The organism is Flavobacterium ginsengisoli (genome assembly GCF_029625315.1).
In the GTDB taxonomy this organism is placed as follows: domain Bacteria; phylum Bacteroidota; class Bacteroidia; order Flavobacteriales; family Flavobacteriaceae; genus Flavobacterium; species Flavobacterium ginsengisoli.
On the sequence record NZ_CP121110.1, the window covers coordinates 2,090,329 to 2,115,695 of the forward strand.

General features: G+C 34.0%; 25 protein-coding genes and 3 pseudogenes. 19 read left to right on the forward strand and 9 right to left on the reverse strand.

The features are described 5' to 3' along the window. Window positions 1-163: 163 nt before the first annotated feature. Window positions 164-1,031: pseudogene (locus P5P87_RS09795) on the reverse strand (beta/alpha barrel domain-containing protein). 210 nt (window positions 1,032-1,241) lie between these two features. Between P5P87_RS09795 and P5P87_RS09800 the strand changes: the two are divergent. Together P5P87_RS09800 and P5P87_RS09805 are read left to right on the forward strand one after the other, a co-directional pair. Beyond that, the gene (locus tag P5P87_RS09800) at window positions 1,242-1,856 is read left to right on the forward strand and encodes a hypothetical protein (RefSeq protein WP_278022401.1); all 615 of its coding nucleotides are present in this window, start codon (window positions 1,242-1,244) and stop codon (window positions 1,854-1,856) included. Beyond that, window positions 1,853-2,570, forward strand: a pseudogene (locus P5P87_RS09805) (DUF3307 domain-containing protein). Before P5P87_RS09800 ends, P5P87_RS09805 begins: the two are co-directional and overlap by 4 nt. On the opposite strand, the pseudogene P5P87_RS09810 reads toward P5P87_RS09805, so the two are convergent. Then, a pseudogene (locus tag P5P87_RS09810) lies at window positions 2,556-3,591 on the reverse strand (quinone-dependent dihydroorotate dehydrogenase). The pseudogenes P5P87_RS09805 and P5P87_RS09810 overlap by 15 nt on opposite strands. A gap of 382 nt (window positions 3,592-3,973) precedes the next feature. Between P5P87_RS09810 and P5P87_RS09815 the strand changes: the two are divergent. The 10 genes from P5P87_RS09815 to P5P87_RS09860 all read left to right on the forward strand — a co-directional run bounded on the left by P5P87_RS09815 (window position 3,974) and on the right by P5P87_RS09860 (window position 12,665). Further along, window positions 3,974-5,128 (forward strand): sulfatase-like hydrolase/transferase, encoded by a 1,155-nt coding sequence (locus P5P87_RS09815; protein ID WP_278022402.1) that lies wholly within the window; start codon window positions 3,974-3,976, stop codon window positions 5,126-5,128. Beyond that, a complete protein-coding gene (locus tag P5P87_RS09820) occupies window positions 5,115-5,651 on the forward strand; it encodes a sulfatase/phosphatase domain-containing protein (protein WP_278022403.1) in 537 nt (178 codons plus the stop codon). The genes P5P87_RS09815 and P5P87_RS09820 overlap by 14 nt, the downstream gene beginning before the upstream one ends. Then, window positions 5,569-6,414: a hypothetical protein gene (locus P5P87_RS09825; RefSeq protein WP_278022404.1), complete on the forward strand. Its 846-nt coding sequence runs from the start codon at window positions 5,569-5,571 to the stop codon at window positions 6,412-6,414. Before P5P87_RS09820 ends, P5P87_RS09825 begins: the two co-directional genes overlap by 83 nt. Window positions 6,415-6,534: 120 nt before the next feature. Beyond that, the gene (locus tag P5P87_RS09830; RefSeq protein ID WP_278022405.1) at window positions 6,535-7,119 is read left to right on the forward strand and encodes a hypothetical protein; all 585 of its coding nucleotides are present in this window, start codon (window positions 6,535-6,537) and stop codon (window positions 7,117-7,119) included. Window positions 7,120-7,254: 135 nt separating this feature from the next. Continuing rightward, window positions 7,255-8,364, forward strand: coding sequence for an OprO/OprP family phosphate-selective porin (locus P5P87_RS09835; protein WP_278022406.1), 1,110 nt, complete (start codon window positions 7,255-7,257; stop codon window positions 8,362-8,364). Window positions 8,365-8,436: 72 nt separating this feature from the next. Continuing rightward, window positions 8,437-9,441 carry a DUF6515 family protein gene (locus tag P5P87_RS09840; RefSeq protein WP_278022407.1) on the forward strand — a complete coding sequence of 335 codons (1,005 nt, stop codon included), beginning with the start codon at window positions 8,437-8,439 and terminating at the stop codon, window positions 9,439-9,441. A gap of 103 nt (window positions 9,442-9,544) precedes the next feature. Continuing rightward, complete coding sequence (locus P5P87_RS09845; RefSeq protein WP_278022408.1) at window positions 9,545-9,877, forward strand: hypothetical protein; 333 nt, start codon at window positions 9,545-9,547, stop codon at window positions 9,875-9,877. Further along, entirely contained in the window at window positions 9,828-10,661 is an 834-nt protein-coding gene (locus P5P87_RS09850; protein WP_278022409.1) for an SUMF1/EgtB/PvdO family nonheme iron enzyme, read from the forward strand. Before P5P87_RS09845 ends, P5P87_RS09850 begins: the two co-directional genes overlap by 50 nt. A 137-nt stretch (window positions 10,662-10,798) precedes the next feature. After that, window positions 10,799-12,076 (forward strand): peptidase T, encoded by a 1,278-nt coding sequence (gene pepT / locus P5P87_RS09855; RefSeq protein WP_278022410.1) that lies wholly within the window; start codon window positions 10,799-10,801, stop codon window positions 12,074-12,076. 1 nt (window position 12,077) lies between these two features. Further along, window positions 12,078-12,665, forward strand: a complete 588-nt coding sequence (locus tag P5P87_RS09860; RefSeq protein WP_198856846.1) for a YdeI/OmpD-associated family protein — start codon at window positions 12,078-12,080, stop codon at window positions 12,663-12,665. Window positions 12,666-13,000: 335 nt separating this feature from the next. Here P5P87_RS09860 and yajC read toward each other — a convergent pair whose 3' ends face one another. The 3 genes from yajC to P5P87_RS09875 all read right to left on the reverse strand — a co-directional run bounded on the left by yajC (window position 13,001) and on the right by P5P87_RS09875 (window position 15,644). Beyond that, entirely contained in the window at window positions 13,001-13,276 is a 276-nt protein-coding gene (yajC, locus tag P5P87_RS09865) for a preprotein translocase subunit YajC (RefSeq protein ID WP_278022411.1), read from the reverse strand. 113 nt (window positions 13,277-13,389) lie between these two features. Next, window positions 13,390-14,301 carry a transcription antitermination factor NusB gene (gene nusB / locus P5P87_RS09870; RefSeq protein ID WP_198856845.1) on the reverse strand — a complete coding sequence of 304 codons (912 nt, stop codon included), beginning with the start codon at window positions 14,299-14,301 and terminating at the stop codon, window positions 13,390-13,392. Between the two features lie 236 nt (window positions 14,302-14,537). Then, window positions 14,538-15,644, reverse strand: a complete 1,107-nt coding sequence (locus P5P87_RS09875) for a Glu/Leu/Phe/Val family dehydrogenase (protein ID WP_278022412.1) — start codon at window positions 15,642-15,644, stop codon at window positions 14,538-14,540. 204 nt (window positions 15,645-15,848) lie between these two features. Between P5P87_RS09875 and P5P87_RS09880 the strand changes: the two genes are divergently transcribed. The 4 genes from P5P87_RS09880 (at window position 15,849) to P5P87_RS09895 (ending at window position 19,625) form a co-directional block, all read left to right on the forward strand. After that, window positions 15,849-17,627, forward strand: a complete 1,779-nt coding sequence (locus P5P87_RS09880; RefSeq protein ID WP_278022413.1) for an ABC transporter ATP-binding protein — start codon at window positions 15,849-15,851, stop codon at window positions 17,625-17,627. 68 nt (window positions 17,628-17,695) lie between these two features. Further along, a complete protein-coding gene (locus P5P87_RS09885) occupies window positions 17,696-18,064 on the forward strand; it encodes a PUR family DNA/RNA-binding protein (protein ID WP_095931384.1) in 369 nt (122 codons plus the stop codon). Window positions 18,065-18,228: 164 nt separating this feature from the next. Then, a complete protein-coding gene (locus P5P87_RS09890) occupies window positions 18,229-19,053 on the forward strand; it encodes an alpha/beta hydrolase (RefSeq protein WP_278022414.1) in 825 nt (274 codons plus the stop codon). A gap of 23 nt (window positions 19,054-19,076) precedes the next feature. Further along, on the forward strand, window positions 19,077-19,625 hold the full coding sequence (locus P5P87_RS09895; RefSeq protein WP_198856842.1) for an RBBP9/YdeN family alpha/beta hydrolase: 549 nt from the start codon (window positions 19,077-19,079) through the stop codon (window positions 19,623-19,625). A 137-nt stretch (window positions 19,626-19,762) separates the two neighbouring features. On the opposite strand, the gene P5P87_RS09900 is transcribed toward P5P87_RS09895, so the two are convergent. Next, on the reverse strand, window positions 19,763-20,098 hold the full coding sequence (locus P5P87_RS09900) for a tRNA-binding protein (protein WP_278022415.1): 336 nt from the start codon (window positions 20,096-20,098) through the stop codon (window positions 19,763-19,765). A gap of 130 nt (window positions 20,099-20,228) precedes the next feature. Here P5P87_RS09900 and P5P87_RS09905 point away from each other — a divergent pair, with 130 nt between their 5' ends. The 3 genes from P5P87_RS09905 to P5P87_RS09915 all read left to right on the forward strand — a co-directional run bounded on the left by P5P87_RS09905 (window position 20,229) and on the right by P5P87_RS09915 (window position 22,571). Next, on the forward strand, window positions 20,229-21,122 hold the full coding sequence (locus tag P5P87_RS09905; RefSeq protein ID WP_278022416.1) for an alpha/beta fold hydrolase: 894 nt from the start codon (window positions 20,229-20,231) through the stop codon (window positions 21,120-21,122). A 127-nt stretch (window positions 21,123-21,249) separates the two neighbouring features. Next, window positions 21,250-21,804 carry a thioredoxin family protein gene (locus P5P87_RS09910; RefSeq protein WP_278022417.1) on the forward strand — a complete coding sequence of 185 codons (555 nt, stop codon included), beginning with the start codon at window positions 21,250-21,252 and terminating at the stop codon, window positions 21,802-21,804. Between the two features lie 374 nt (window positions 21,805-22,178). Then, entirely contained in the window at window positions 22,179-22,571 is a 393-nt protein-coding gene (locus P5P87_RS09915) for a GreA/GreB family elongation factor (RefSeq protein ID WP_278022418.1), read from the forward strand. A 93-nt stretch (window positions 22,572-22,664) separates the two neighbouring features. Here the strand turns inward: P5P87_RS09915 and P5P87_RS09920 are convergent, their stop codons facing one another. The 3 genes from P5P87_RS09920 to P5P87_RS09930 all read right to left on the reverse strand — a co-directional run bounded on the left by P5P87_RS09920 (window position 22,665) and on the right by P5P87_RS09930 (window position 25,183). Beyond that, on the reverse strand, window positions 22,665-22,961 hold the full coding sequence (locus P5P87_RS09920; protein ID WP_198856837.1) for a c-type cytochrome: 297 nt from the start codon (window positions 22,959-22,961) through the stop codon (window positions 22,665-22,667). 92 nt (window positions 22,962-23,053) lie between these two features. Next, the gene (locus P5P87_RS09925; RefSeq protein ID WP_278022419.1) at window positions 23,054-23,986 is read right to left on the reverse strand and encodes a peptidylprolyl isomerase; all 933 of its coding nucleotides are present in this window, start codon (window positions 23,984-23,986) and stop codon (window positions 23,054-23,056) included. A 42-nt stretch (window positions 23,987-24,028) separates the two neighbouring features. Then, the gene (locus P5P87_RS09930; RefSeq protein WP_278022420.1) at window positions 24,029-25,183 is read right to left on the reverse strand and encodes an MFS transporter; all 1,155 of its coding nucleotides are present in this window, start codon (window positions 25,181-25,183) and stop codon (window positions 24,029-24,031) included. Window positions 25,184-25,367 lie beyond the last annotated feature (184 nt).

The following is a 25,367-nucleotide window of genomic DNA, read 5'->3' on the forward strand; positions in this document are numbered from 1 at the left end:
CGAAATTTAAATCGCTAGAGCAGGAAAATAATAAAAAAACTGAAAATAGTAAGCTTAAAATTTTACTTAATAATCTTGATCTCATGATAATAATTATATCAATAATAAATGTAACGCATTATTTCTGCAATCATTATCTAAAGTAAGAAAATATAACTATTTTTTAATGAAACTTTCCAAACAATTTCGAAGCTTCATTATATGCACTTTCAAAACTAAGAGAATTAAGTCCTGTTATTTTTTTATTGGCAGTAAAATAAGAAACCAATTTTTCTGTTGGCATATTTCCTGTTAGCTTATCGGTCGCCATTGGGCAGCCGCCAAAACCTTGAATAGCTCCATCAAAACGAATACAGCCTGCTTTTGCGGCAAGCATCAATTTTTTCGAACCAGCTTTCTGGTGTTGTATGAAGATGAGCACCAAACTCAATTTGAGGATATTTCGGAATTAAATCTGAAAACAAATAGGTTATTACTTCCGGCGTAGAAGTTCCGACTGTATCTGAAAGTGATAGAATTTTTACTCCCATTCCGGCCAATTTCTCAGTCCATTCGGCTACTATTTCAACATTCCATGGATCTCCATACGGATTTCCGAATCCCATTGAAAGATACGTTACAACTTCTTTGTTTTTCTTATTGGCAACTTCTAGAATTTCTTCTAAAGTGACCAAAGATTCTGCGATAGTTTTGTGCGTGTTACGCATCTGAAAGTTCTCTGAAATGGAAAAAGGAAAACCTAAATATTGAATCTGCTCATATTCTGAAGCCGTGATTGCACCTTGCGTATTGGCAATAATAGATAACAATTTGCTTGTTGTTTGAGATAAATCAAGCTGTTCTAAAACGGCGGCAGTATCCTGCATTTGCGGAATAGCTTTTGGAGAAACAAAACTTCCAAAATCGATGGTATCAAAGCCAACTCGCAACAAAGCTTGTATGTAAGTAACTTTATTTTTTGTTGGAATAAAATCCTTAATGCCTTGCATGGCATCTCGAGGGCATTCGATGATTTTGATTTCTTTGTTCAAAGCGTATTCTTTTCTAAAGGCTAAGTTAGTTTCTTTTTTAATGAAATAAAAGAGAATTTTATGTGAAGTCTATTATTACACAAAACAATCATACATTAAAAAATTACCGAAAAACGTAATAATATAAAATATTACCAAAAAACGTAATAATTATTTTTATTACGTATATTTGTAATAGAAAGTTTATAATTTTTTAATTATATTTGATTTATGACTAGTGTAATTACAGGTGATATAATTGGTTCAAGACAACAGAAATCAGAACATTGGGTTGAAGATTTAAAAAAAATCTTGGCTCCATTTGGTCATACGCCAAGTCAGTGGGAAATTTATCGTGGAGATGAGTTTCAAGTTGAAGTAACTAATCTTGAAGATGCATTACTAACTGCTGTTTTAATAAAAGCTCATTTACGATCTATAAAATCTGACGCCCGTATGAGTATTGGTTTTGGAGATAAAACACATCAAGCTGAACGAATTTCTGAAAGCAATGGTTCTGCTTTTATACACTCGGGAGAACTTTTTGAAACTTTAAAAAAACAGAAAGTCACCTTAGCGCTTCGAACTGGAAATAGTGATTTTGACGAAAAATTGAATTTAATGCCGCAATTGGCATTAACTTTCATGGATAGCTGGCTAGTGCAATCGGCAGAATTTGTCGCTGTCGCCATTGAAAATCCGACTTTGTCTCAAGAAGAATTAGGACAAAAATTAGGCATTAACCAAGCTGCTGTCAGCCGAAGACAAAAACGCGCTCAGTTTGATTTGGTCATAAATTTAGACAGATACTTTAGAAAACAAATAAAACAATTTATAGCCCCATGATTTTATTTATAAAACTGTTTCTCGCTCATTTGTTAGGTGATTTTATATGGCAGCCCAATTCTTGGGTCGCCGACAAAGAAATTAAAAAACACAAAAGTATTTACCTGTATATCCATATTTTACTGCATGGAGTTTTAGCAAGCAATCTTAGTGGGAGAAATAAGTTTTATTCCTTATACTGTTTTAATTGCTGTTACACACGGCATTATCGATTTAATCAAACTGAATTTTCAGAAAAAGAAAACCAAAAGAACTTGGTTTGTTGTCGATCAAATTGCGCATATTCTTGTTTTAATTGGCGTAGTGTTACTTTATGAAAATAAAACCATAATTAACTTTTGGCAGAATAATGCATTCTGGATTCTCATTACCGGAATTTTATTGCTAACTAAACCTACCTCAATTTTTATAAAAACCATAATTTCAATATGGGCTCCTGAAAGCAGAAACAGCCATCAGGATAATTCTCTGATAGCTGCTGGAAATTATATTGGTATTTTAGAACGTTTGTTTGTTTTCGGTTTTATTTTAACTGGACATTTTGAGGCGATCGGGTTTCTATTGGCCGCCAAATCTATTTTCAGATTCGGAGATTTAAAAGAAGCCAAAGACAGAAAATTGACCGAATATGTAATGATCGGAACTTTAATTAGTTTTGGTATTGCAATACTTGCAGGCCTTTTAGTTCAAACACTTCTTTTACAACTGCCCTAAAACCTTTTTGTTAATTGCTTTTATCAAAGCTGGGCCTTCGTAAATAAAACCTGTATACAATTGCACTAAGCTTGCCCCTGCATTTAGTTTTTCAATCGCATCATCTGCAGAATGAATTCCGCCTACCCCAATAATTGGGAATGCTTTATTGCTTTTTTCTGAAAGAAAACGAATTACTTCTGTTGAACGTTTTGTTAAAGGTTTTCCAGATAAACCTCCTGTCTCTGTTTGGTTTTCAGATTGCAAGCCTTCTCTAGAAATAGTTGTATTTGTTGCAATAACTCCTGCAATTTGAGTTGTTTTTACAATATCAATAATATCCAACAACTGCTCATCTGTTAAGTCTGGTGCAATTTTTAAAAGAATTGGTTTTACTTTTTGAGTGCTTGTTTTTTGCTTTTCAACATTTCTGTTTTGCAAAGTTTGCGAGCAAAGCCGTTAATGGTTCTTTATCTTGTAGAGCTCTCAAATTTGGTGTATTTGGTGAACTTACATTCACAACAAAATAGTCTACATGATTGTAAAGCGCATCAAAACAAATAATATAATCTTTTACAGCATCTTCATTATCTGTCACTTTATTTTTTCCGATATTTCCTCCAATCAAAACACCTGAATTCTTTTTCAAACGCTCTACAGCTTCTAGAACACCGCCATTATTAAAACCCATTCGGTTAATAATAGCTTGATCTTCTTTTAAACGGAACAAACGTTTCTTCGGATTTCCTTCTTGTCCAACTGGTGTTACAGTTCCAATTTCGATAAAACCAAAACCAAAATCGCCTAGTTCTTTGTACAGCTTTGCATCTTTATCAAAACCAGCCGCAAGTCCAACTGGATTTTTAAATTTAATTCCGAAAACTTCTCTTTCTAATCGAGCATCTTTTACTTCATAAATTGATCTAATAATTGCCGAAACTCCTGGGATTTTTGAAATGAATTTTACAAAAGAAAAAGTAAAATAATGCACTTTTTCGGGATCAAAACAAAAAAGTATCGGGCGAATTATCAATTTATACATAAGAGTTGTGTTGTTGTTATTTTGGTCGCAAATTTAAATATTATAGTTTAAAAAGGTGTCTTTTTGCGAAAACAAATCATTTTCTTTTTGTTTGATTTTTCCGCTCATAAATAAAACTATTCTTAAAACATACAGCGTCCATTGTTCTAAAACTTGTTTTTTATGTTGCAAATTATAAAATGAAACCACTTAAATCTATTCAAAATGCCCTTCCAAGCTTAGAATATCTAAATTTGAGAGATTACATTTTAAAAACTATAAGCCAGTAAAAATATTTCAATTCAGAGAAGACTAAAATTCGATTTTTTTTAGATTATTTTTTATACCCAAAAGTTCAACAAAGTGCCTCGGACAAGATCAATAATAATTAATAACTTAAATCATGAAAGTCAGCAAACAATTCATTCTGAAAAGTATTTTCACACTACTATTTTGCCTTTCATTAGGCTTAACCTCAAAATTAGTCGCACAAGCTGATCCTCAACAGGTAACCAAAGAAACCTTTAAAGGAAAAATAGCATTAGATGTACGTGATTCAAAAGAAGACTGGGCACCATATTCTCCTAAAAAAGCTCCTGCAGGATCTCCAAACATCTTATTTATTTTATATGACGATACCGGACTTGCTGCTTGGTCACCTTATGGTGGAGCTATCAATATGCCTACCATGCAAAGACTAGCCGATAACGGAATCACCTATTCACAATGGCATACTACAGCCTTGTGTTCTCCAACAAGATCGACATTGCTAACAGGAAGAAATCATCATCTTAATGGTATGGCAGCGATTACAGAAGCTGCCGCTGGTTTTCCTGGCGGAAGCGGACGACTGCCTAAACAAGTTGCTACAATTGGGCAAATTCTACAAGATAACGGCTGGAGTACTTTCTGGATAGGAAAAGATCATAATGTTCCTGAGCAGGATGTAGCTTCAGGGGGAGATCGAAGCACTTGGCCTTTGCAAATGGGATTTGATCGTTTTTATGGTTTCCTTGGCGGAGAAACCAATCAATGGTATCCAGACTTAGTAGAAGACAACCATTTTGTTGAACCTCCGAAAACTCCAGAAGAAGGCTATCATTTATCTCAGGACTTAGCTGATCATGCATTAGAGTTCCTTAAAGACCAAAAAGCGACAAACCCTTCTAAACCTTGGTACATGTGGTATTGTCCAGGTGCCAATCATGCTCCGCATCAAGCTCCTGAGGAATATATTGCAAAATACAAAGGTAAATTTGATGAAGGTTATGATGCTTACCGCAAATGGGCATTGCCAAGAATGATTGCAAAAGGAGTAATCCCGAAAGGAACTACTTACGCAAATTTCAATCCGCTTCCTCCTGGCGTTGCAAATCCAGGTGACGAAGTATTAGATTGGAATAAATTAAGCGCTGATGAGAAAAAATTATTCTCTAGATTAGCTGAAGTATATGCTGGTTTCTCTGAATATACAGATGCTCAGGTTGGCCGTATAATTGATTATTTAGAGCAAACTGGCCAATTAGAAAATACTGTTGTTATTTATGCTCGCCGATAATGGCGCTTCTGGCGAAGGTTCTCCAACAGGATCTGTAAACGAGAATAAATTCTTTAACGGCTATCCTGATGAATTAAAAGAGAACTTAAAATATATTGACAAATTAGGAAGCCCGGATACTTACGAGCATTATCCTACTGGTTGGGCTGCAGCGTTTTCTACTCCTTTTAAAATGTTTAAAAGATATAGTGAATATGCTGGAGGAACTTGCGATCCTTTAGTGATTTCATGGCCAAAAGGAATAAAAGCAAAAGGAGTTGTTCGTGACCAATTTCATCATTCAACTGATATTGTCCCTACAATATTGGACATTTGTGGTCTAGAAATGCCAAAAACATATAGAGGCGTTCCACAGTATCCATTATCAGGAGTTTCTATGCGCTACACATTTGATGCTTGCTCCGAATACAAAAACACAAAAACATATTCAGTACTTCGCTATGCTAGGAAGCCGAGCTTTATGGAAAGATGGCTGGAAAGCTGTTGCTTTGCATACTCCATTGGTAGGAAAAGGCAACTTTGACAAGGACGAATGGGAATTATACAATACGGATATTGACCGAGCAGAAGTAAATAATTTAGCTAAAAAATATCCGGATAAATTAAAAGAACTAATTAAAGATTGGAATGACGAAGCGACTAAAAATTTAGTATTGCCTCTTGATGACCGTTCCGCAATCGAAGTTTTAGGAATTGAAAGACCTTCTTCTGAAGCACCTCGCGATCTTTATAAATATTACCCTAAAACATCACCTGTACCAGAAGGAGTTGCTGTGAATGTTCGCGGACGTTCTTATAAAATTTTAGCAGACGTTGACATAAAAGACGCAAATGCTTCTGGAGTACTTTTTGCGCATGGTTCTCGTTTTGGAGGTCACACGCTATTTGTTAAAGACAAAAAATTAAATTATGTCTACAATTTCTTAGGAATTGCTCCTGAACAAAAATTCACTTCAAATGTGCCTATCACAACAGGAAAACATGTTTTTGGAATGGAATTCACACGTGAAAAAGCAGGACCAAATGGCGAATCTCTTGGAACAATGAAATTGTATATAGACGGAAAAGAAGTAGCATCTGGACCAATGAGAACACAATCTGGTAAATTTACACTTGCCGGAGACGGACTTTGTGTTGGATTTGACAGCGGAGATTCTGTAAGCAAAGAATACAAAACTCCAGGTACTTTTAAAGGCGGCGAAATCATTGGTGTTGGCGTTAGTGTTGGAAAAATTGAATATACTGACTTAAACAACGAAGCAAAAAGAGCTTTAGGAAGAGATTAATAAATTAAAGAGAAATTTAAAAGAGGTATCTAATGAACATAATAATGGACAGTAATACCTCTTTTTCCTTTATAATTAATGCAAGGCAATAAAAGAATGTTTCTTTAAGAGTAAATCAAAATGTTCGATAACAATTATTATAAAAAAAGCTTTCTTGTAATTCTAATTTCTTTAATCAGTTGCTTTTTTTCGACTAAAATTAAAGCTCAAGAACATGAGGAAAAGACTTTTAGCCCGCACCATCAAATCGGAATTTCTATTAATCATGTTCATGTTTTTGAAGGTCGAGATGAAGAAGGAAATCGTGAAACGTTAACCCTTCCGGCGTGGGGAATTGATTATACTTATCAATTCCACGAAAAATGGGCAATTGGCCTACATACCGATTTTATTGTTGAGAAATTCAAAGTAGAAAAAGTGTATGAAAGCGGAAATGACAAAGAAACCGTAGAAAGAAGTTATCCTATTGCTCCTGCTCTAATGGGAATTTATAAACCTAACGAGCATTGGAGTTTTCTTTTAGGATTTGGAGGTGAATTTGCCAAAGAAGAAGATTTTTTCCTAACACGTGCCGGAGTCGAATATGGATACGAACTCCCTAAAGGATGGGAAATTTTTGGCACTACAAGCTACGATTTCAAATGGAATGCTTATGACAGCTGGGGAATTGGTTTAGGAATCGCAAAAAACTTTGGAGGAAAATAATTTATACCAACCTATTGATCTTATGTACAGCACAAATAAACCAAATCGCATTTCTAAATATTCCCTCTTAGTTTTTCTTTTACTAATTGGTTTCAAAGGATTTTCGCGACAGAAGAAAAGGACACTACCAAACTAATGAATGTTCGTTATGGCAGTAAAGGAATTGAATTAGAAACTCGAGACAAAAAATTTCTATTCCAATTGGCAAGCCGACTTCAATTTCGTTTTTCAACACCAAATGACACAGACCCTTTAACTTATGATGATTATAGTCAAGATGCTAAAACGACTTTTAAAATAAATCGTGCCAGATTAAAAATTGGCGGTCATGCTTTTGAACCTTGGCTTAAATATTACTGGGAGTATGAATTAAGTCAGTCCAATTTATTGGATTTTAGAATTATGATCGAGAAATGGGATTTTCTGAGCTTTAAAGTTGGACAATGGAAAACGGAATTTACGCGAGAACGCTTTATTAGCAGCGGTGAACAGCAAATGGTAGATCGTTCACTAATTAACCGTCCCTTTACTGTAGACCGACAATTAGGAGTTGAAGTTTATGGGCATTTAAAAGGCGCTGGAATTGCAGACTTTAACTATTGGGCCGCAGCTTTGACAGGTACAGGACGAGGAAGCACTGCTAATGACGATAATCATTTAATGTATTTTGGAAGAGCACAATGGAATTTCCTAGGTAGATTCCTTGATTTTGAAGGCTGTGATTTAGAATTTCATGAAAAACCAACTCCAATTATTGCCTTTTCTGCCATTACAAACCGAAGCCCTTACACTCGTTTCTCGCAAGCCGGAGGAGGTTCTTTAGACGGATTTGAAGATGGTTTGCCAGGACAATACAGAGTCAATCAATGGAATTTAGAAAGTGCTTTTATGTATCGAGGTTTTTCTTGGCAGAGCGAATGGCATACCAAAGAAATTATAGACAAATACAATAATAATGATATGACTGTAATGAAAGGCTATTATGTTCAAGCTGGATATTTCTTCCATAATGTTTTTGACTGGTGGCCAAAACATTTAGAAATGGCTGGACGGCATGCCGCCTATAGACCTGATAATTCTATTAGAGAAAATAGACAAGACGAGTCTACATTGGCATTTAATTGGTTTTTCAAAGGACATAAAAACAAACTAACTTCAGAAGTAAGTTATTTTAGTTTTCAAGATAAAACACTTCCTTTACAAGAAGGGTGGCGCTTTAGAATACAATGGGATATTTCATTGTAATTTAAACTTTTAGCTCATTAACACAAATCAAACATTTTTTTTCATAACTTTAAATCACATAAATTATTGAATATGAAAAACATATCCAAAACAGTAAAAAGACCATCTCTTTTAGCTTTCGTAATCGGAACCCTTTTCTTTATTTCAATTGATAGTTTAGCGCAACGTCATGGAGGCGGAGTTCGCGGAGGAGGAGCAGCACGCGGAGGCGGTGGAGCAACTCATACTAGACAAGCAAGACCTGCAACTCAATCTAGACCAAATGTAACAAGGCCAAGTACAACTAGACCTGCAGCGACGACTAGACCTTCAACAACTAGACCTGGAGCCAACAAATCTGGGACTCAAATTACAAGGCCGTCAAATAATTCCAATAGAAATAATACTGCTAACAGAAATAACACAGTAAATAGAAATAATACTGTAAACAAAAACAATGTTGGCAACAGAAACACTAACATAAGTGGCAATACTGTTAACAGAAACAGAAATAATATCAATGTTAATAATAACATTTATGTACAGAACAATCGTAACACTGTAGTAAGACCTGGGCCTCGCCCATACGTGCGCCCACCGTATGCTTATGGGGGCTACAGATACAATTGTTATCATCCGTATTATCCGCGTCCTTATGTACCTTTTTACTGGGGACCAGTTTGGCATCCTTGGGGATTTTTTGTAGCCACTTTAGCTGTTACGGCAATTGTTGTTAGTGTAGAAAGCACACAGTATCATTACGATCAGGGAGTTTGGTATACCTCATCCAACGGTGGCTATACGGCAGTTCCCGCACCAGTCGGCGGCACTGTAAACAATATTCCAAGCGGAGCTGAAACCGTAAATACTGGAACCGTAAATAATTACTATTATGGCGGAACATATTATGAAAAAGATGGAGGAAAATACACTGTCGTTGCTCCTACTGCCGGAACAATAGTAGAAAATCTGCCTGAAGGCGGAGAAGAAGTGACAATAGGCGACGCTAAATATGTAAAATTTGGTGAAACTTATTATCAGCCCGTGCAAATTGATGGAAAAAATAAATATGAGGTAGTTCAGGTTGAAAAAGAATAATTAAATTTTATTAATTCTATAAAATTACTATAACTTTAAAAGTTATTTTGTCTAATTTTATGCCCACTATTGACAACCATTATAAGCTCAAAAATAATAAACCATGAAAAACAAAACCTTTTGGATCTTTACGTTACTCGTATTATCCATTATTTCAATTGCTTACAGTTACACTAAATTCACAAATGATAAAGTAGAAAAAACAGTTGCTGAATGTCACGAAACTCCCACTAATCTAGAATCTGAATTTAAACCAACTGTAGAAAATAAATTTAAACCTGCTGAAAAAACACCAAAAGGCATGGTCTGGATTCCTGGTGGCGAATTCTCAATGGGAACCAATGTTGAAGATGAAAGTTTATGCAGTATTAAAGGCGTGACCAAAGATGCTTGCACCTATACACAGAGTGTATGTAGATGGTTATTATATGGATGAAACTGAAGTAACCAACGAAGAATTTGAAAAGTTTGTAAAAGCAACTGGTTATGTTACTGTTGCTGAACAGAAACCAACAAAAGAAGAATTTCCAACCGCAAATGAGGAAGATTTAGTTACTGGTTCTGTGGTCTTTACTCCTACTCCTTCTGCAGTAAATCTAAACAATTTCTTACAGTGGTGGCGTTACGAACCAGGTGCTGATTGGAGACACCCTGAAGGCCCGCAAAGTACCATTATAGGAAAAGAAAAATATCCTGTTGTTCACGTTGTTTACGAAGACGCTGAAGCTTATGCAAAATGGGCAGGAAAAAGACTTCCAACAGAAGCAGAATGGGAGTTTGTTGCACGAGGTGGTAAAACTGGAAATCTTTATGCTTGGGGAAATGATTTAAAACCAAAAGGAAAATTTCAAGCAAATATATACCAAGGACACTTTCCAATTAAAGATGGAGATACTGGAGAAGATGGTTTTAAAGGAATTGCTCCAACAAAACAATACGCTCCAAATCCATACGGCTTGTATGATATTGCAGGAAATGTATGGGAATGGGTACATGATTGGTACAGTGTAGATTACTACAAATCATTAGCAGAAAGCGGAAAAGTAACCAGAAATCCTCAAGGACCAGATGCTTATTATGATCCAAGCGATCCATCTGAAATAAAACGTGTGCATCGTGGTGGTTCATTTTTATGCACCGATCAATATTGCACTAGATACATGGTTGGAACAAGAGGAAAAGGCGAAATTAGATCAGTCTGCAAATCACGTTGGTTTTAGATGTGTAAAAAGCAAATAACAAACCTAAAATACCAGAAAGGGATTCAATTTAGAATCCCTTTTTTTATTAATTCAGATATTGAAAGCTAAATTTCTTAGCAGAAAAAATTTTCTATATTTGCTAAAAATTCAAAAAAATGCAACATATCATAGATCGCTTTATCAGTTATATAACAATTGATACCGAATCGGATCCAAATTCACAAACAACGCCAAGTACGCAGAAACAATGGAATCTTGCCAATAAATTAGTTGACGAACTAAAAGCAATTGGCCTAGAAGATGTAACTATAGATGACAAAGCTTATATCATGGCAACGCTTCCTAGCAATGTTGATCATGAAGTGCCAACAATTGGTTTTGTTTCTCATTTTGATACTTCTCCAGATTTTAGCGGAGCAAATGTAAAACCGCAAATCGTTGAAAACTACGATGGGAAAGATATTATTTTGAATGCTGAAAAAAACATCATTTTATCTCCAGACTACTTTAAAGATTTATTATTATATAAAGGTCAAACCATCATTACAACTGACGGAACGACTTTATTAGGAGCTGATGACAAAGCTGGAATTACAGAAATCGTTTCAGCAATGGAATATCTGATTCAGCATCCTGAAATCAAACACGGAAAAATCAGAATCGGCTTTACTCCAGATGAAGAAATCGGACGTGGCGCACATCATTTTGATGTTGAAAAATTCGGAGCACAATGGGCTTATACTATGGACGGAAGCCAAATTGGTGAATTAGAATATGAAAATTTTAATGCCGCTGGAGCTAAAATCATTTTTAAAGGAAAAAGCGTTCACCCAGGTTATGCTAAAGGAAAAATGATCAATTCTATGCTTTTGGCAAATGATTTTATCAATGAACTTCCGAAAGGCGAAACTCCACAGGAAACTAGAGGTTATGAAGGCTTCTTTCACGTTCACCACATAAAAGGGAATATCGAAGAAACCGTTTTAGAATTAATTATTCGCGATCATAACAGAAAGAAATTCGAAAAAAGAAAAGAATTGATTCATAAATTAGCGAAACAATTCAATAAAAAATTCGCAAAGAAATTTGGCGAAGATATTGTAATTGCCGAAGTAAAAGATCAATATTACAATATGAAAGAAAAAGTTCTTCCTGTAAAATACATTGTAGATATTGCTGAAAAAGCGATGAGAGAATTGAACATCAAACCGATCATTAAACCAATTCGTGGCGGAACTGATGGTTCTCAATTATCATTTATGGGATTACCTTGTCCGAACATTTTTGCAGGCGGACATAATTTCCACGGAAAATACGAATATGTTCCAGCAGAAAGCATTCAGAAAGCTACTGATGTTATTGTGAAAATTGCTGAATTAACAGCAATTCCTGGAATTTTTGATACACCCGAAAAATCTAAAAGAAAAAGATAAAGTGGAACCGAATTCTGACAAAAAACACGTTTGGGACAAAGTCAATCAATGGGAAGAAGAACTCCTTTTTCTTAAATCAATTATTGACAAAACAGAACTGGTCGAAACCATAAAATGGGGAGGACCTATTTATGTTTACAACAAAAAAAATGTTATCGGAATTGGAGGCTTCAAAAATTATTTTGCCATTTGGTTTTTAAATGGTGTTTTCTTGAAAGATGAAAAAAAGAGACTAATTAACGCTCAAGAAGACAAAACAAAATCGATGCGTCAATGGCGTTTTACTTCTAAAGAGGAAGTAGACGAAAAGGAAGTTTTAGAATACATATACGAAGCGATTGAAAACGAAAAGCAAGGAAAAGTTATTAAACCTTCTAAAAAAGAAGCTATTGTATCTGAACTTTTAGAAAAAGAAATGACTCAAAATCCAGCTTTAAAAGAAGCTTTTGAAAAGTTTTCTCCTTACAAACAATATGAGTTTTTAGAATATATTGAAACAGCTAAACAGGAAAAAACTAAGATCTCTAGAATCGAAAAAGTGATTCCGATGATTTTGGCAAATGTTGGACTGAATGATAAATACAGGTAATTTAATTTTAAATTTTAAATTCCAAATTCCAATCCATACAAAGAAACCTTTGTCAAAGTTTAAAACTTTGACAAAGGTTTTCTTTTTTTGTCATCCTGACGAAGAAAAGATCAGAAGATTCCTTTATAGAGTTTGTTTGTCATTTCGAGGAACGAGACCCGAGCGATAGCGAATAGGCGAAGCAAATCTCCGCAAGAGACTCTACAAAGATTTTCCTTCATGCTTTGAGGAGCTATTTGCGAAGATTTCTCGTTCCTCGAAATGACAATACAAGGCAAAAAAAATCCCAAACTCCTATTTGGAATTTGGGATTTTGAATATTGTAATTTAGAAAATTAAGCTTTCTTATTCAAAGCAGCGCTCAATTCTAAAGAAATAGCAGAACGCTCTAATTTTAATTTTCCAGACATAGTTTCGATTACAACAGTAGTTTCTGCTAATTCAGCGATTTTACCGTGGAAACCACTTTTTGTAACTATTTTGTCGCCTACTTTTAGGTCGCTTTCAAATTCTTTTTCGTTTTTAGCTCTTTTTTGTTGTGGTCTAATCATGAAGAAATAGATTACCACGAACATTAAAAGGAATGGCGCAAATTGAGATAATTGTCCCATAATTTAAATTTGTTTTTGATTTATATTTAATATTCTTTTTTTAGCTCTTCGACTTCGCTCAGAGAGACAAAGCAGTTGGAATTTGAAATTTTAAAATTGCTTATTTCAAACTTTTACATTAATCCTCTTCCAACTTTTACCATTTTTTTATTGGCAGTAAGTTCCTTAACAAGATTATCTAAAATTCCGTTGATAAAAATACTACTTTTTGGTGTAGAATACTCTTTTGCAATTTCTAAATATTCGTTAAGAGTTACTTTTACTGGAATTGAAGGGAATTTAACAAACTCGCAAATTGCCATTTTTAAGATAATAGTATCAATTTCTGCAATACGATCACTATCCCAATTTGGCGTTTTATCTTCGTATTCTTTTGCAAAAGCCGTTTCGTTTAGAATTGTTCTTCTAAATAAATCTTTTGCAAAATCCTTGTCTTCAACATCTTTATACAATTTTGGCACTCTAAAATCATCCGGATCTTCCGTTTTGATTGCTTTCAATTGTTTTACAATATGAGTATTTACAACCGGAATATCATCAACCCACGTTAATTTATCATCCTCTAAATACTCGTATAATTTTTCATTAGGAACAATAACATTTTCAAACAAATCAATAATAAATTGTCTGTCTTCTTCAAACGTATTTACGTTATTACTCATGTATTTTTTGTAAATATCGCTTGCTTTAACATCATTTAAAAGCAAAATGATATAATCGTCGTTTAAAGACCAGTTATTGATTTTACGATTTTCTAAAGCGATACTAAGAGAATTGCTTTCGGCAAGAAGTTGAAAAATTTTGTTTTTAATAAATTTTTCATTTGGATTACGTTCTGCTGCAGTAGCAAGGTGTTTTTTACTAGAAAGATGTAAATAGACAGCTTCTTTTTTACAAATTTCTATCAATGAAGAAAGCATTATAAGGTATAAGTCCTGAATATTATCAATGCTATAAAAAAGGAATTTCTCCTCTTTTTCCATGTTATCAGAACCGCTTTGATGCATTGCATAAATGGATTGCATTACTTTAACGCGTATGTGTCTTCTATTTACCACCGTGTAAGAACATTTAAAAATTAGTCTGCAAAAGTAAAACTTTTGATGCGTATTTTAAAATTAATTCGCAAAAAAGTGACAGTTTTTGGTCTCATTTTTATTTAGTTCTCAGTTCCAATCACAGTTTTCAGCATTAAGCAAAAACAAAAAGTCTCAGTTTCCAGTAGATCTGAAAACTGAGACTGAGACTGTAAACTTAAAAATTACTTAGAAGCGTTCTCGATTCTTCTTTGATCGATACGATTTTGAGCAATTGTAAGCGCCGCTTTATGAGTTGTAATATTATTTTTAGCGACGAAATCTATAATTTCTAAAGTTGTATTGTAGATATTTTCTGTTTTAGTCATGATTTCAGCTTTACCATAGTTAGCTAATTCAGCATAAACATTGATAATTCCACCAGCGTTGATTAAGAAATCTGGAGCATATAAAATTCCTCTTTCTTGTAATCTCGCACCATGAACATTCTCATCTGCTAATTGATTATTTGCAGCACCTGCAATAACTTTAGCTTTAATTTTATCTACTGTATTATCATTAATTGTTGCTCCCATCGCACATGGCGCATAGATATCAACATCTGCAGTATACAAATCTTCACCAGTATAAATTGCGGCATTATATTTTGAAGCTACTTGATATAATTTTTCTTCATTAATATCAGTAATAGTCACCTGTGCTCCTTCTTTAGTCAAATAATCAACCAAAGTTTCACCGACGTGTCCAATTCCTTGTACCAAAACTTTTTTACCATCCAAAACATCAGTTCCAAACTGACTTTTAGCAACCGCTTTCATACCAAGATAAACTCCGTAAGCAGTTACAGGCGAAGGATTTCCAGAACCACCTCTTTCTTCAGAAATACCCGTAACATAAGGCGTTACATCTCTTACAGTGTCCATGTCTTTAGTTTCCATTCCGACATCTTCTGCAGTGATATATCTTCCGCTTAAAGAGTGAACGAATTCACCAAACTTACGCATTAACTCAGGAGTTTTTTGTGTTTTAGCATCACCAATAATTACTGCTTTACCTCCACCAATATTAAGTCCAGTAATGGCAGATTTAAACGTCATACCTCTCGAAAGACGTAAAACATCATTTAAAGCTTCCCATTCTGTGTTATAATTCCACATTCTGGTTCCTCCCAAAGCTGGTCCCATAACCGAATTATGAATACCAATAATTGCTTTTAAACCTGTATCTTTGTCATTGCAAAATACAATTTGTTCGTGATCGTCAAAAGATAACTGTCCAAAAACAGGATCCATTTTTTGAAGTTCCTTTCCAGTTGCGAAAGTTGCATCCATAGCGCTAGTATTAATTAGGTTAAAATTATGAATTCGTCAAAAAGACTTCTCAAACATAATTAAAAAATACATATGTGCTAATTTTTTATCTTTAAAATAACAATTTTACAATATAATTGTTTTGATTAAATCGCAGATTATTATAATTTTATTTAATAATAATTCTTAAATACAAATCAATTCAATATTAGATTTCTTAAAAAAATGAAAGAATTAAGCTATTTAAATAAATATTTCATCAAATATAAATATAGTTTTTCAGCAGGTATTTTAATAACCATAATCGCACAAATATTTTCTTTATTTACTCCAAAGCTCATCAGTAAGTCTTTAAATGCTATTGAAAACTTTGACAAACTTTCTGTTGCTGAACAAAAATCGGAAATAGTAATCGCAACTTTTCGTCAGGACCTCATTCATAATGTACTGCTAATCATAGGAACTACGATTGTTGCTGGATTTTTGACGTTTTTAATGCGCCAAACTTTAATTGTTATGTCGCGCCATATTGAGTTTGATTTAAAAAATGAAGTTTTCAGACAATATGAGAATCTTTCTCAGAACTTTTATAAACAAAATAGAACTGGCGACTTAATGAATCGCATTAGCGAAGACGTTTCTAAAGTTCGCATGTATGTTGGGCCAGCTGTAATGTATACTATTAATACAGCTATTCGTTTTGCGATCGTTATAATATATATGTATAATGTATCGCCGTTGCTTACTTTATATACGATATTACCATTGCCAATTCTTTCGTATTGTATTTTTAAGTTAAGTTCTGAAATCAATAAACGAAGCACCACTTTTCAGCAATATCTTTCTAAAGTCTCGAGTTTTACTCAGGAAATTTTTTCGGGTATTCGAGTTATAAAAGCGTATTCTCTAGAGAATCAGCACCAAAATAACATGGTTGATTTGGCTGAAGAAAGTAAACGTAAAAGTTTAAGTCTTGCAAGAGTACAATCTTTATTCGGCCCGTTGATGATTGCCCTTATCGGAATCAGTAACTTGGTTGTAATTTATTTTGGAGGTGTAATGTATATTAATGGCAGCATTCCAAATATCGGAACCATTGCCGAGTTTATATTATATGTAAACATGCTAACTTGGCCAGTTGCTTCTTTGGGCTGGGTTTCTTCGATGGTTCAGGAAGCAGAAGCTTCTCAAAAACGTTTGAACGAATTTTTGAAAATTGAACCAGAAATTAAAAACAACAACGAAAACCCATCTGATATCGAAGGAAATATTACTTTCAATAATGTTTCTTTTACCTATCAAGACACCAATATTGAAGCATTAAAAAATGTTTCATTTACAGTAAAAAAAGGAGAGACTTTAGCCATTTTAGGAAAAACGGGTTCTGGAAAATCAACCATCCTTTCTTTGATTTCAAGACTTTATGACACTACACAAGGTGAGATTAAAATTGATGAAAACGAAATCAGTACTTTAAACTTAAATGATCTTCGAAATAATATAGGAATCGTTCCTCAAGATGCTTTCTTGTTTTCGGATACTATTAAAAACAATATCAAATTCGGAAATCAAAACGCAACGGATGAAGAGGTAATCGAAGTCGCTAAAAATGCTGTTGTTCACGACAATATTATAGCATTTAACAAACAGTACGACACCGTTTTAGGAGAAAGAGGAATCACACTTTCGGGCGGACAAAAACAGCGTGTTTCTATTGCAAGAGCCATTATCAAAAATCCAGCAATCTTACTTTTTGACGATTGTTTATCTGCGGTTGATACTGAAACAGAAGAGTTGATTTTGAATAATTTATTTGAGATTTCTAAAGATAAAACAACCATAATTGTAAGTCATCGAGTATCATCTGCCAAGAATGCAGATAAAATTATTATACTCGAAGACGGTAAGATAATTCAACAAGGCTCTCATAATCAATTAATAAATCAAGAGGGTTATTATGCATCGTTATATTTAAAACAACTTTCGGAAAAAGAATTACTTTAATTGTTGCGTAATAGATAATTTTTTATGATTTTTGAGTACTATTAATTCCAAAAATGATAGAACGTATTATGAGAGAAAATGACATGTTAGAAAAAGAAGAGATTTTTTCTAAAGTATTACGAGCAGGAAGAAGAACTTATTTCTTTGATGTGAGAGCTACCAAAGCTGATGATTATTACATTACTATTACCGAAAGCAAAAAGTTTACTGAGGAAGATGGTTCTTTTCACTTCAAAAAACACAAAATTTACTTATATAAAGAAGATTTTAGTGCTTTCGCCGAAATATTAGAGGAAATGACTTCTTATGTTTTGAACCACAAAGGCGAAGAAGTAATTTCTGAAAGACATCAAAAAGATTTTAAGAAAGAATACAGTTCTGAAAAAACTGAAAGCCAAAGATCTAGCTTCACAGATATTGATTTTGACGATATTTAATCAAAATCATCTATATAAAGTAGGAGTCCAATTTGTTCTGCATTTTGGACTTTTTTTATATATTTATATTTGAGATGTGAATTGTAAAATGTGAGACGTACGATTCAGATATCTTTAACTTCTAACTTTTTCACAAATTACACTTTACTATTAACTCACAAAAAATGAAAAAACTAATTCTTCTTTTAAGTTTCGTTTTCTTTGGAATTTCCATTTCCGCACAGAATACAGAATATGAAACGAAAAACAACATTCAATATTATAACGTCGCTACAAATAAATCTGATAAATATATCAGCGAAAGATGTGTTTTAGATATTTATTATCCAAAAAACAAAACTGGTTTTGCAACAATCGTTTGGTTTCATGGTGGCGGATTAACTGGCGGAAATAAAGAAATACCGGAAGCTTTAAAAAATAAAGGTTTTGCTATTATTGGTGTAAACTACAGATTATCGCCAAAAGCAAAAGCTGAAAAAGCTATTGAAGATGCAGCTGCGGCAGTATCTTGGGCTTTTAATAATATTTCAAATTACGGAGGAGATAAATCTCAAATTTTTGTTTCTGGGCATTCTGCTGGTGGATATTTAGCTTTAATGATAGGGCTTAATAAAAAATACCTTCAAAAAGAAAATATTGATGCAAATCAAATTGCTGGATTAATTCCTTTTAGCGGACAATGTATTACGCATTTTGAAATTAGAAGAGAAAACGGAATTCCAGAAAAACAGCCAACAATTGACGAATTTGCTCCTTTATATCACGTTCGCGCCGATGCTCCACCATTATTATTAATTACTGGAGATCGCGAACTTGAAATGTTGGGACGTTATGAAGAAAACGCATACATGGCTAGAATGATGAAGTTGGTTGGTCACACACAAACTAAATTATATGAATTAGACGGTTATGGTCACGGAATGACAGAACCTGGTTTCCCTCTTTTAGTAAATGAAGTAAACCGAATTTTAAAAGAACGCAAAAAATAATCACTAAATAAAATTCCACGGCAATGGAGACACAACTATTAATCATACCAGGACTTGGAGATTCTGGAGAAAAACACTGGCAAACTTTTTGGCATAAAAAATTCGGAAATTCCATTCGCGTTGTACAAGACAACTGGGACGAACCTATTCGCGAAGAATGGCTTGAAAGATTAAATGAGAATATTTCAAAACTTAACAAACCAACTATTTTAGTAGCGCATAGTTTGGCAGTTTCGTTGGTTCTGCATTGGGCAGAAAAATATAATAATTCAAATATAATTGGCGCTTTTCTGGTTGCACCTGCTGATGTAGATTCACCTCAACACACACCAGAATGCACGAGAAACTTCTCGCCTATTCCGCTTTATAAATTACCTTTTCCGTCTGTAGTCGTTGCGAGCGAAAATGATCCCTATGCTTCTTTTGAAAGAAAAAAACTCTTCGCTGAAAAATGGGGAAGTGATTTTGTAAACATCGGACAGCAAGGACATATCAATTCTGATTCTGATTTAAAATATTGGGAGGAAGGACAGGAGATACTACAGAAGTTAATTAAAAAGACAAACCTTTAATTTAACCGCAAAGAGCGCAAAGATCTACGCAAAGAACGCAAGCTTTATGCGAAGTTTTCACCAATTAAAGTTCGCAAAGCTTTGCGCTATTAACTTTACGAACCTTGCGTAAAGCTTTGCGAACTTTGCGGTTAGAACTATCCAATACGTAGTCCATTAGGAATCTTGAAATCGGGAGCCAATAAAATCACGTCTCCCTCCTCGCCTACAGCACCAAGCACCAAACATTCACTCATAAATTTTCCAATTTGCTTTCTAGGAAAATTTACAACCGCAACAATTTGACGATTTACTAAATCTTCTTTCTGGTATCTTTTAGTAATTTGTGCAGATGACTTTCTAATTCCTATTTCCGAGCCAAAATCTATTGTTAGCTGAAAAGCCGGTTTTCTAGCTTCAGGAAAATCATTTACTTCTATAATAGTTCCAACACGCATGTCGGTTCTTTCAAATTCATTCCAAGTTAAATCCATTTTAATTTCTTTTAATTACAAACCTATAAATTTTGTAATTAATGAGCCTAATTCTATAACCCATTTCTTTTTCTTTAAATCTAATTTTACGAGAAGAAAAAATGAAAATACTCACGTAAAAAGATATAACATGGAACATACTGAACCAAATGCATGCATGTCAATCAAAGATTTTGAATCTAATTTAAAACAGGTTCATACTGATAAATATATAGAAACTGCACAAAACGTAAGGCTGTACGTTAAGGATTATGGTCAAGGAAAACCTGTTATCCTGATTCACGGCTGGCCTCTTTCTAATGAAATGTGGGAATACCAAATAGACCATTTAGTACAAAATAATTATCGTGTTATTGCATATGATCGTCGCGGATTCGGAAAATCTTCTCAGCCTTGGGACGGTTACGATTACGACACTTTAACAGATGATCTTAAGGAAATTATCGAACAATTAGAGTTAGAAAATGTAACGCTTGTTGGTTTCTCAATGGGCGGTGGCGAAGTAGTTCGTTATTTTAGCCGTCATGGCGGAAAAGGCGTAACCAAAGTCGCTTTGATTTCTTCAATTATTCCTTTTCTTCTAAAAACTCATGATAATCCTGACGGTCATCCAAAAGAAAAAAGCGATAATACGGCAATGGCAATCAAAGAAGATCGAATCGGATTTATTGATAATTTTGGAAAAACGTTTTTTGGCGTTAATATTATCAACAAACCTTTAAGTACACCTTTACTAGAATATTACAGAAATTTATGTTCTGTAGCTTCTCCAAGAGCTACTTTAAAATGTGCTGAATCTTTCTCTTATACTGATTTTAGAGATGAAATAGATTTCATTAAAGTTCCAACTTTAATTATTCACGGAGACGACGATAAAATCGTACCAATTGATCTTACTTCAAGAAAAGCGGCAAAATCTATAGCAAACAATACTTATATCGAATATGAAGGTGCGCCACACGGACTTTTTTATACGGATAGAGAAAAACTAAATGAAGATTTATTGGATTTTTTGAATTCATAAAAACTTAAAAAAGTATCCAAAGAAGCAAGCTGTTGCAGACTAACTGCTTTCTTTGGATATTTTTATTCTTGTGCTCTTTTATTTACAGAATTTTAAAGCTATTTTTGAAATTCAAATTTCAAATAAAATGGCACGAACAGAATCAACAATGCTTCCATTAGGAACAATTGCTCCTGATTTTTATTTAAAAGACACCAATTCTAATGATACTTTTTCTTTTAAAGACTTAAAAGGTTCAAAAGGAACTTTGGTGATGTTTATCTGCAACCATTGTCCGTTTGTGCATCATGTTATTAAAGAAGTGGTAATGATTGCCAACGATTACCGCGTGCAGGGACTTGGAGTAATTGCTATTTCGAGTAATGATGCTGTAAAATATCCGCAAGACGGACCAGAATTAATGGCTGACTTTGCAATGGAAAACAAAATTGATTTTCCTTATCTGTATGATGAGAGCCAAGAAACAGCAAAAACATATCAGGCGGCTTGCACTCCTGACTTTTATTTATTTGACAATCAAGACAAATTATTCTATCGCGGACAATTGGACGATTCAAGACCTGGCAACGGAATTCCTCTTAGCGGAAGCGATCTTAGAGGTGCCATAGATGCCTTAATTTATAACCGAAGTTTGAAAGAAACACAGAAGCCAAGTCTTGGTTGTGGCATAAAATGGAAGTAAATACGCACTAAATCCAAAAAGATTACGTATCTTTGCCGTTCAATTTAACATCCTTATGGGAAATACAACACTACTTACAGCCTCTATAAAGTCGTTTTGCATTGCAAAACCGCTTCATGCTGTAATTATTTCGCATAATAAGGCCTTTATTTTTTAGGCCTCCGTCTACTTCACTTTTTCTTCTTTTTGACGGAGGATTTTTATCAGATTTTTTAATTCGTTTTTTTATTTGAAAGAGCATTGCTCTATCAGATGATTTTTCGTTTTTCTATCAATTTAAAAATTCAGTTCAAGAATTGAAAAAGTATACAATTACTATAATTTTTAAAATAACAATGAATAAATAATTTTTAATAATATAAATGAATACGATTATGAAACCAATACCAACATTTAGCTCATCAGATTATAAATTACTGAGAGAATTAATTTTACAAAACAAGAATAATACTAATGCCAAAGAAGCAGGACAGCTTTCTCAAGAACTGGATCGCGCTGTAGTTAGCAAAGGAGATCTTGACGAATCTGTTATTCGTATAAATTCGACAGTAACAATTGAAGACGTCAAGGCAAAAAAACAAATGAAAATTCAAATTGTACTTCCATCTGCAGCAGATTTAAAGCAATCAAAAATTTCTATTCTAGCACCTTTAAGTGTTGCTATAATTGGTTTTAAAGAAAATGACGAAGTTGACTGGGAACTTCCTGCAGGAATTAAAACATTAAAAGTAGTTTCAGTAGACAATTCAAACGTACTGCATTCTTAACTTTATAAACACCTCATTCTGTGACGGTGTTTTTTTGTACCTCATCCAAATAAAAAAAAGCATCCCAATTTCCTTGAAATGCTTTTTATCTTTTTATAGCTGAGAATCAATATAATTCGTAATCGAAGCCATCTGAGTATCATCTAACTTCGCTTTCTTACCCATTTTTACCAAAATCGGTGTCCATTCTTCTTTTGTAAACTTTTTCGGTTCAAACAATTTATGGCATTTTGCACAATTGTTTTCATACAAACTTTTACCTGCTTCTAATTCAGGTGTTAAAGCTACCGCTTTTGTGGTTTCGTTAGCTGATGCTACTGGAGCTGCTTTCTTACTTCCGCAAGAAACCATAAATAATGCAAGTCCTGCAAGGATTAATATATTTTTCATTGGCTTTGTTTTTTTAGTAAATATAAAAAAATCCCATATGCAGTAACATATGGGATTTCTATTTATAACAATACTAAATTGCTAATGAAGTCTTATTTTACGTCCATTAATTCAACATCGAAAATTAAAGTAGCGTTTGGTGGAATAACTCCTCCTGCTCCAGATGGTCCGTAAGCTAAATCAGATGGAATTACAAAACGAGCTTTGTCACCAACTTGCAATAAAGCAATACCTTCGTCCCATCCTTCAATAACTTGTCCAATTCCTAATTTGAATTCGATTGGTTTTTTACGTGGGTAAGAAGAATCAAAAACTTTTCCGTTTTCTAAAGAACCTTCGTAGTGAACAGAAACTGTTTTTCCCGCTTCAGCTCTTTTTCCTTCACCTTTTTGAATCATTTTATAACGTAAACCACTTTCTGTTTTATCAAAACCAGCGACTAATTGTTCCATTTTTGCTTCAGATTCTGCTTTTAAAGTCGCTTCTCTTTTTAGACGAGCACCTTTTAAACCAATAAAAGCTTCAATAGCATTCCATTTTTGAGCTTCATCACCAACTCTGATAATTTCTACAGACTCTAAATTATCACCTTGAGCAACAGCATCAACGATATCTTGTCCTTCAACAACATATCCAAAAACACTGTGTTTTCCGTCTAACCAAGGAGTTGGGACGTGAGTGATAAAAAATTGAGAACCATTGCTTCCAGGACCAGAGTTTGCCATAGATAAAACTCCTGGGCGATCGTGTTTTAAAGTTGGGTGAAATTCATCATCAAATTTATAACCTGGATCTCCAGTTCCAGTTCCTTTTGGGCAACCACCTTGAATCATGAAATCTGCAATTACTCTGTGAAAAGTTAATCCATCATAGAATTTTTGTCCTTGAGGTTTCACTTTATTTTCCATATTTCCTTCTGCAAGCGCAACAAAGTTACCTACAGTTCCTGGTGTCAAATCGTGTGTCAATTTTACTAAAATTGAACCTTTGCTAGTATTGAATTTAGCGTATATTCCGTTTTCCATGTTATTTTTTTTAATTTGAACGCAAATTTACAAATTAATTTCTTAATCAATTTGCGCTTTCGCTTTTTTAGATTTTGATTTATAAGTAAGTCCGTAAATCGTTAATGATATTAGAGATAGAGCCATACAACCGATAGTTACAGCAGGCCATCCGCCCAATTTCCATAACAATAAACCGTACGCAGATCCAGCAGCCGTCCCTAGAAAAGTAAGCGACATAAATACCGTATTTAATCTGTTTCTAGCTTCTGGCAATAACGAATATACTCGCGTTTGATTTGAAATGTGAACGCCTTGAATTCCAATATCAATAAATACAATTCCGATTGCAATTCCGATTACACTTTCAATCGCAAAATAAAAAGTTAAAAAACTGATTAGAATCAATAAACAGCCATAACCAACTGCAATTCTCGAGTTTCCTTTATCTCCCAGTTTTCCAACCAAAGGCGCTGCTAAAGCCCCAGAAGCTCCAACAATTCCGAATAAACCGATTGTCGCACTATTGAAATGAAATGGTTCTCCCGAAAGCAATAAAACCATTGTAGTCCAGAAAGCTCCAAATTGAGCAAAACAAAAAACATTGATTGCTGTTGCCTCACGTAAAACAGGTTGTGTTTTTATGAGTGTAAATAAAGACTTGATTAATTGACCATAAGTCCCTTGAAACTGTGGTTTGTTCTGCGGAAATTTACTTTGAATCACAAAAAAGATCAAAAGACAAATTCCTGCTGCGATATAAAACATTGATCTCCAACCTAAAACTTGGCCAATAAACCCGCTTAATGTTCGCGAAAGCAAAATCCCGACTAAAAGTCCGCTCATAATAGTTCCTACAACCTTTCCTCGTTCTTCAGGCGCGCTCAAAGAAGCGGCTAAAGGAAGAATAAGCCGCGGTACAATGGATGTGATTCCGATTAACAGGGAAGCAATTTGTAAAATAAGAAAACTTTGTGCTGTTGCCGCAATTAACAAAGCAATTACAGTAGCAAAAGTGGTCATTAAAATTTGCTTTTTTCGTTCTAATTTATCGCCAAGCGGCACCATAAAAAACAGTCCGATTGCATAACCTGCTTGAGTGAGATAGGTTATTGTTCCGGCGCTGGCTTCAGGAATTTTAAATTCGTTGGCAATTAAAACAATCAAAGGCTGGCAGTAATAAAGATTTGCAACTATAAGACCAGTGCAAACTGCCATAAACAGTACATTAGTTTTTGATAAATTCATGTTGCAAAAATACCATCAATATTTAATCTAAACTTATATTTTAAGTTATTTTTATAATAAAATCTGCGTAAATCTGTGTCTTCGCGATAGCGAATCCGTTTAATCTTTAACTGTTTCTAGAACGCAGATAACACAGATTTGCTATCGCAAAAAA

Excerpts from the sequence above, each read along its gene's own strand:
- P5P87_RS09800 (WP_278022401.1), top strand. The coding sequence starts at position 1,242 with ATGACTAGTGTAATTACAGGTGATATAATTGGTTCAAGACAACAGAAA.
- P5P87_RS09815 (WP_278022402.1), top strand. The coding sequence starts at position 3,974 with ATGAAAGTCAGCAAACAATTCATTCTGAAAAGTATTTTCACACTACTA.
- P5P87_RS09820 (WP_278022403.1), top strand. The coding sequence starts at position 5,115 with ATGCTCGCCGATAATGGCGCTTCTGGCGAAGGTTCTCCAACAGGATCT.
- P5P87_RS09825 (WP_278022404.1), top strand. The coding sequence starts at position 5,569 with ATGCTAGGAAGCCGAGCTTTATGGAAAGATGGCTGGAAAGCTGTTGCT.
- P5P87_RS09830 (WP_278022405.1), top strand. The coding sequence starts at position 6,535 with ATGTTCGATAACAATTATTATAAAAAAAGCTTTCTTGTAATTCTAATT.
- P5P87_RS09835 (WP_278022406.1), top strand. The coding sequence starts at position 7,255 with ATGAATGTTCGTTATGGCAGTAAAGGAATTGAATTAGAAACTCGAGAC.
- P5P87_RS09840 (WP_278022407.1), top strand. The coding sequence starts at position 8,437 with ATGAAAAACATATCCAAAACAGTAAAAAGACCATCTCTTTTAGCTTTC.
- P5P87_RS09845 (WP_278022408.1), top strand. The coding sequence starts at position 9,545 with ATGAAAAACAAAACCTTTTGGATCTTTACGTTACTCGTATTATCCATT.
- P5P87_RS09850 (WP_278022409.1), top strand. The coding sequence starts at position 9,828 with ATGCTTGCACCTATACACAGAGTGTATGTAGATGGTTATTATATGGAT.
- pepT (WP_278022410.1), top strand. The coding sequence starts at position 10,799 with ATGCAACATATCATAGATCGCTTTATCAGTTATATAACAATTGATACC.
- yajC (WP_278022411.1), bottom strand. The coding sequence starts at position 13,276 with ATGGGACAATTATCTCAATTTGCGCCATTCCTTTTAATGTTCGTGGTA.
- nusB (WP_198856845.1), bottom strand. The coding sequence starts at position 14,301 with ATGCAATCCATTTATGCAATGCATCAAAGCGGTTCTGATAACATGGAA.
- P5P87_RS09875 (WP_278022412.1), bottom strand. The coding sequence starts at position 15,644 with ATGGATGCAACTTTCGCAACTGGAAAGGAACTTCAAAAAATGGATCCT.
- P5P87_RS09880 (WP_278022413.1), top strand. The coding sequence starts at position 15,849 with ATGAAAGAATTAAGCTATTTAAATAAATATTTCATCAAATATAAATAT.
- P5P87_RS09885 (WP_095931384.1), top strand. The coding sequence starts at position 17,696 with ATGAGAGAAAATGACATGTTAGAAAAAGAAGAGATTTTTTCTAAAGTA.
- P5P87_RS09890 (WP_278022414.1), top strand. The coding sequence starts at position 18,229 with ATGAAAAAACTAATTCTTCTTTTAAGTTTCGTTTTCTTTGGAATTTCC.
- P5P87_RS09895 (WP_198856842.1), top strand. The coding sequence starts at position 19,077 with ATGGAGACACAACTATTAATCATACCAGGACTTGGAGATTCTGGAGAA.
- P5P87_RS09900 (WP_278022415.1), bottom strand. The coding sequence starts at position 20,098 with ATGGATTTAACTTGGAATGAATTTGAAAGAACCGACATGCGTGTTGGA.
- P5P87_RS09905 (WP_278022416.1), top strand. The coding sequence starts at position 20,229 with ATGGAACATACTGAACCAAATGCATGCATGTCAATCAAAGATTTTGAA.
- P5P87_RS09910 (WP_278022417.1), top strand. The coding sequence starts at position 21,250 with ATGGCACGAACAGAATCAACAATGCTTCCATTAGGAACAATTGCTCCT.
- P5P87_RS09915 (WP_278022418.1), top strand. The coding sequence starts at position 22,179 with ATGAAACCAATACCAACATTTAGCTCATCAGATTATAAATTACTGAGA.
- P5P87_RS09920 (WP_198856837.1), bottom strand. The coding sequence starts at position 22,961 with ATGAAAAATATATTAATCCTTGCAGGACTTGCATTATTTATGGTTTCT.
- P5P87_RS09925 (WP_278022419.1), bottom strand. The coding sequence starts at position 23,986 with ATGGAAAACGGAATATACGCTAAATTCAATACTAGCAAAGGTTCAATT.
- P5P87_RS09930 (WP_278022420.1), bottom strand. The coding sequence starts at position 25,183 with ATGGCAGTTTGCACTGGTCTTATAGTTGCAAATCTTTATTACTGCCAG.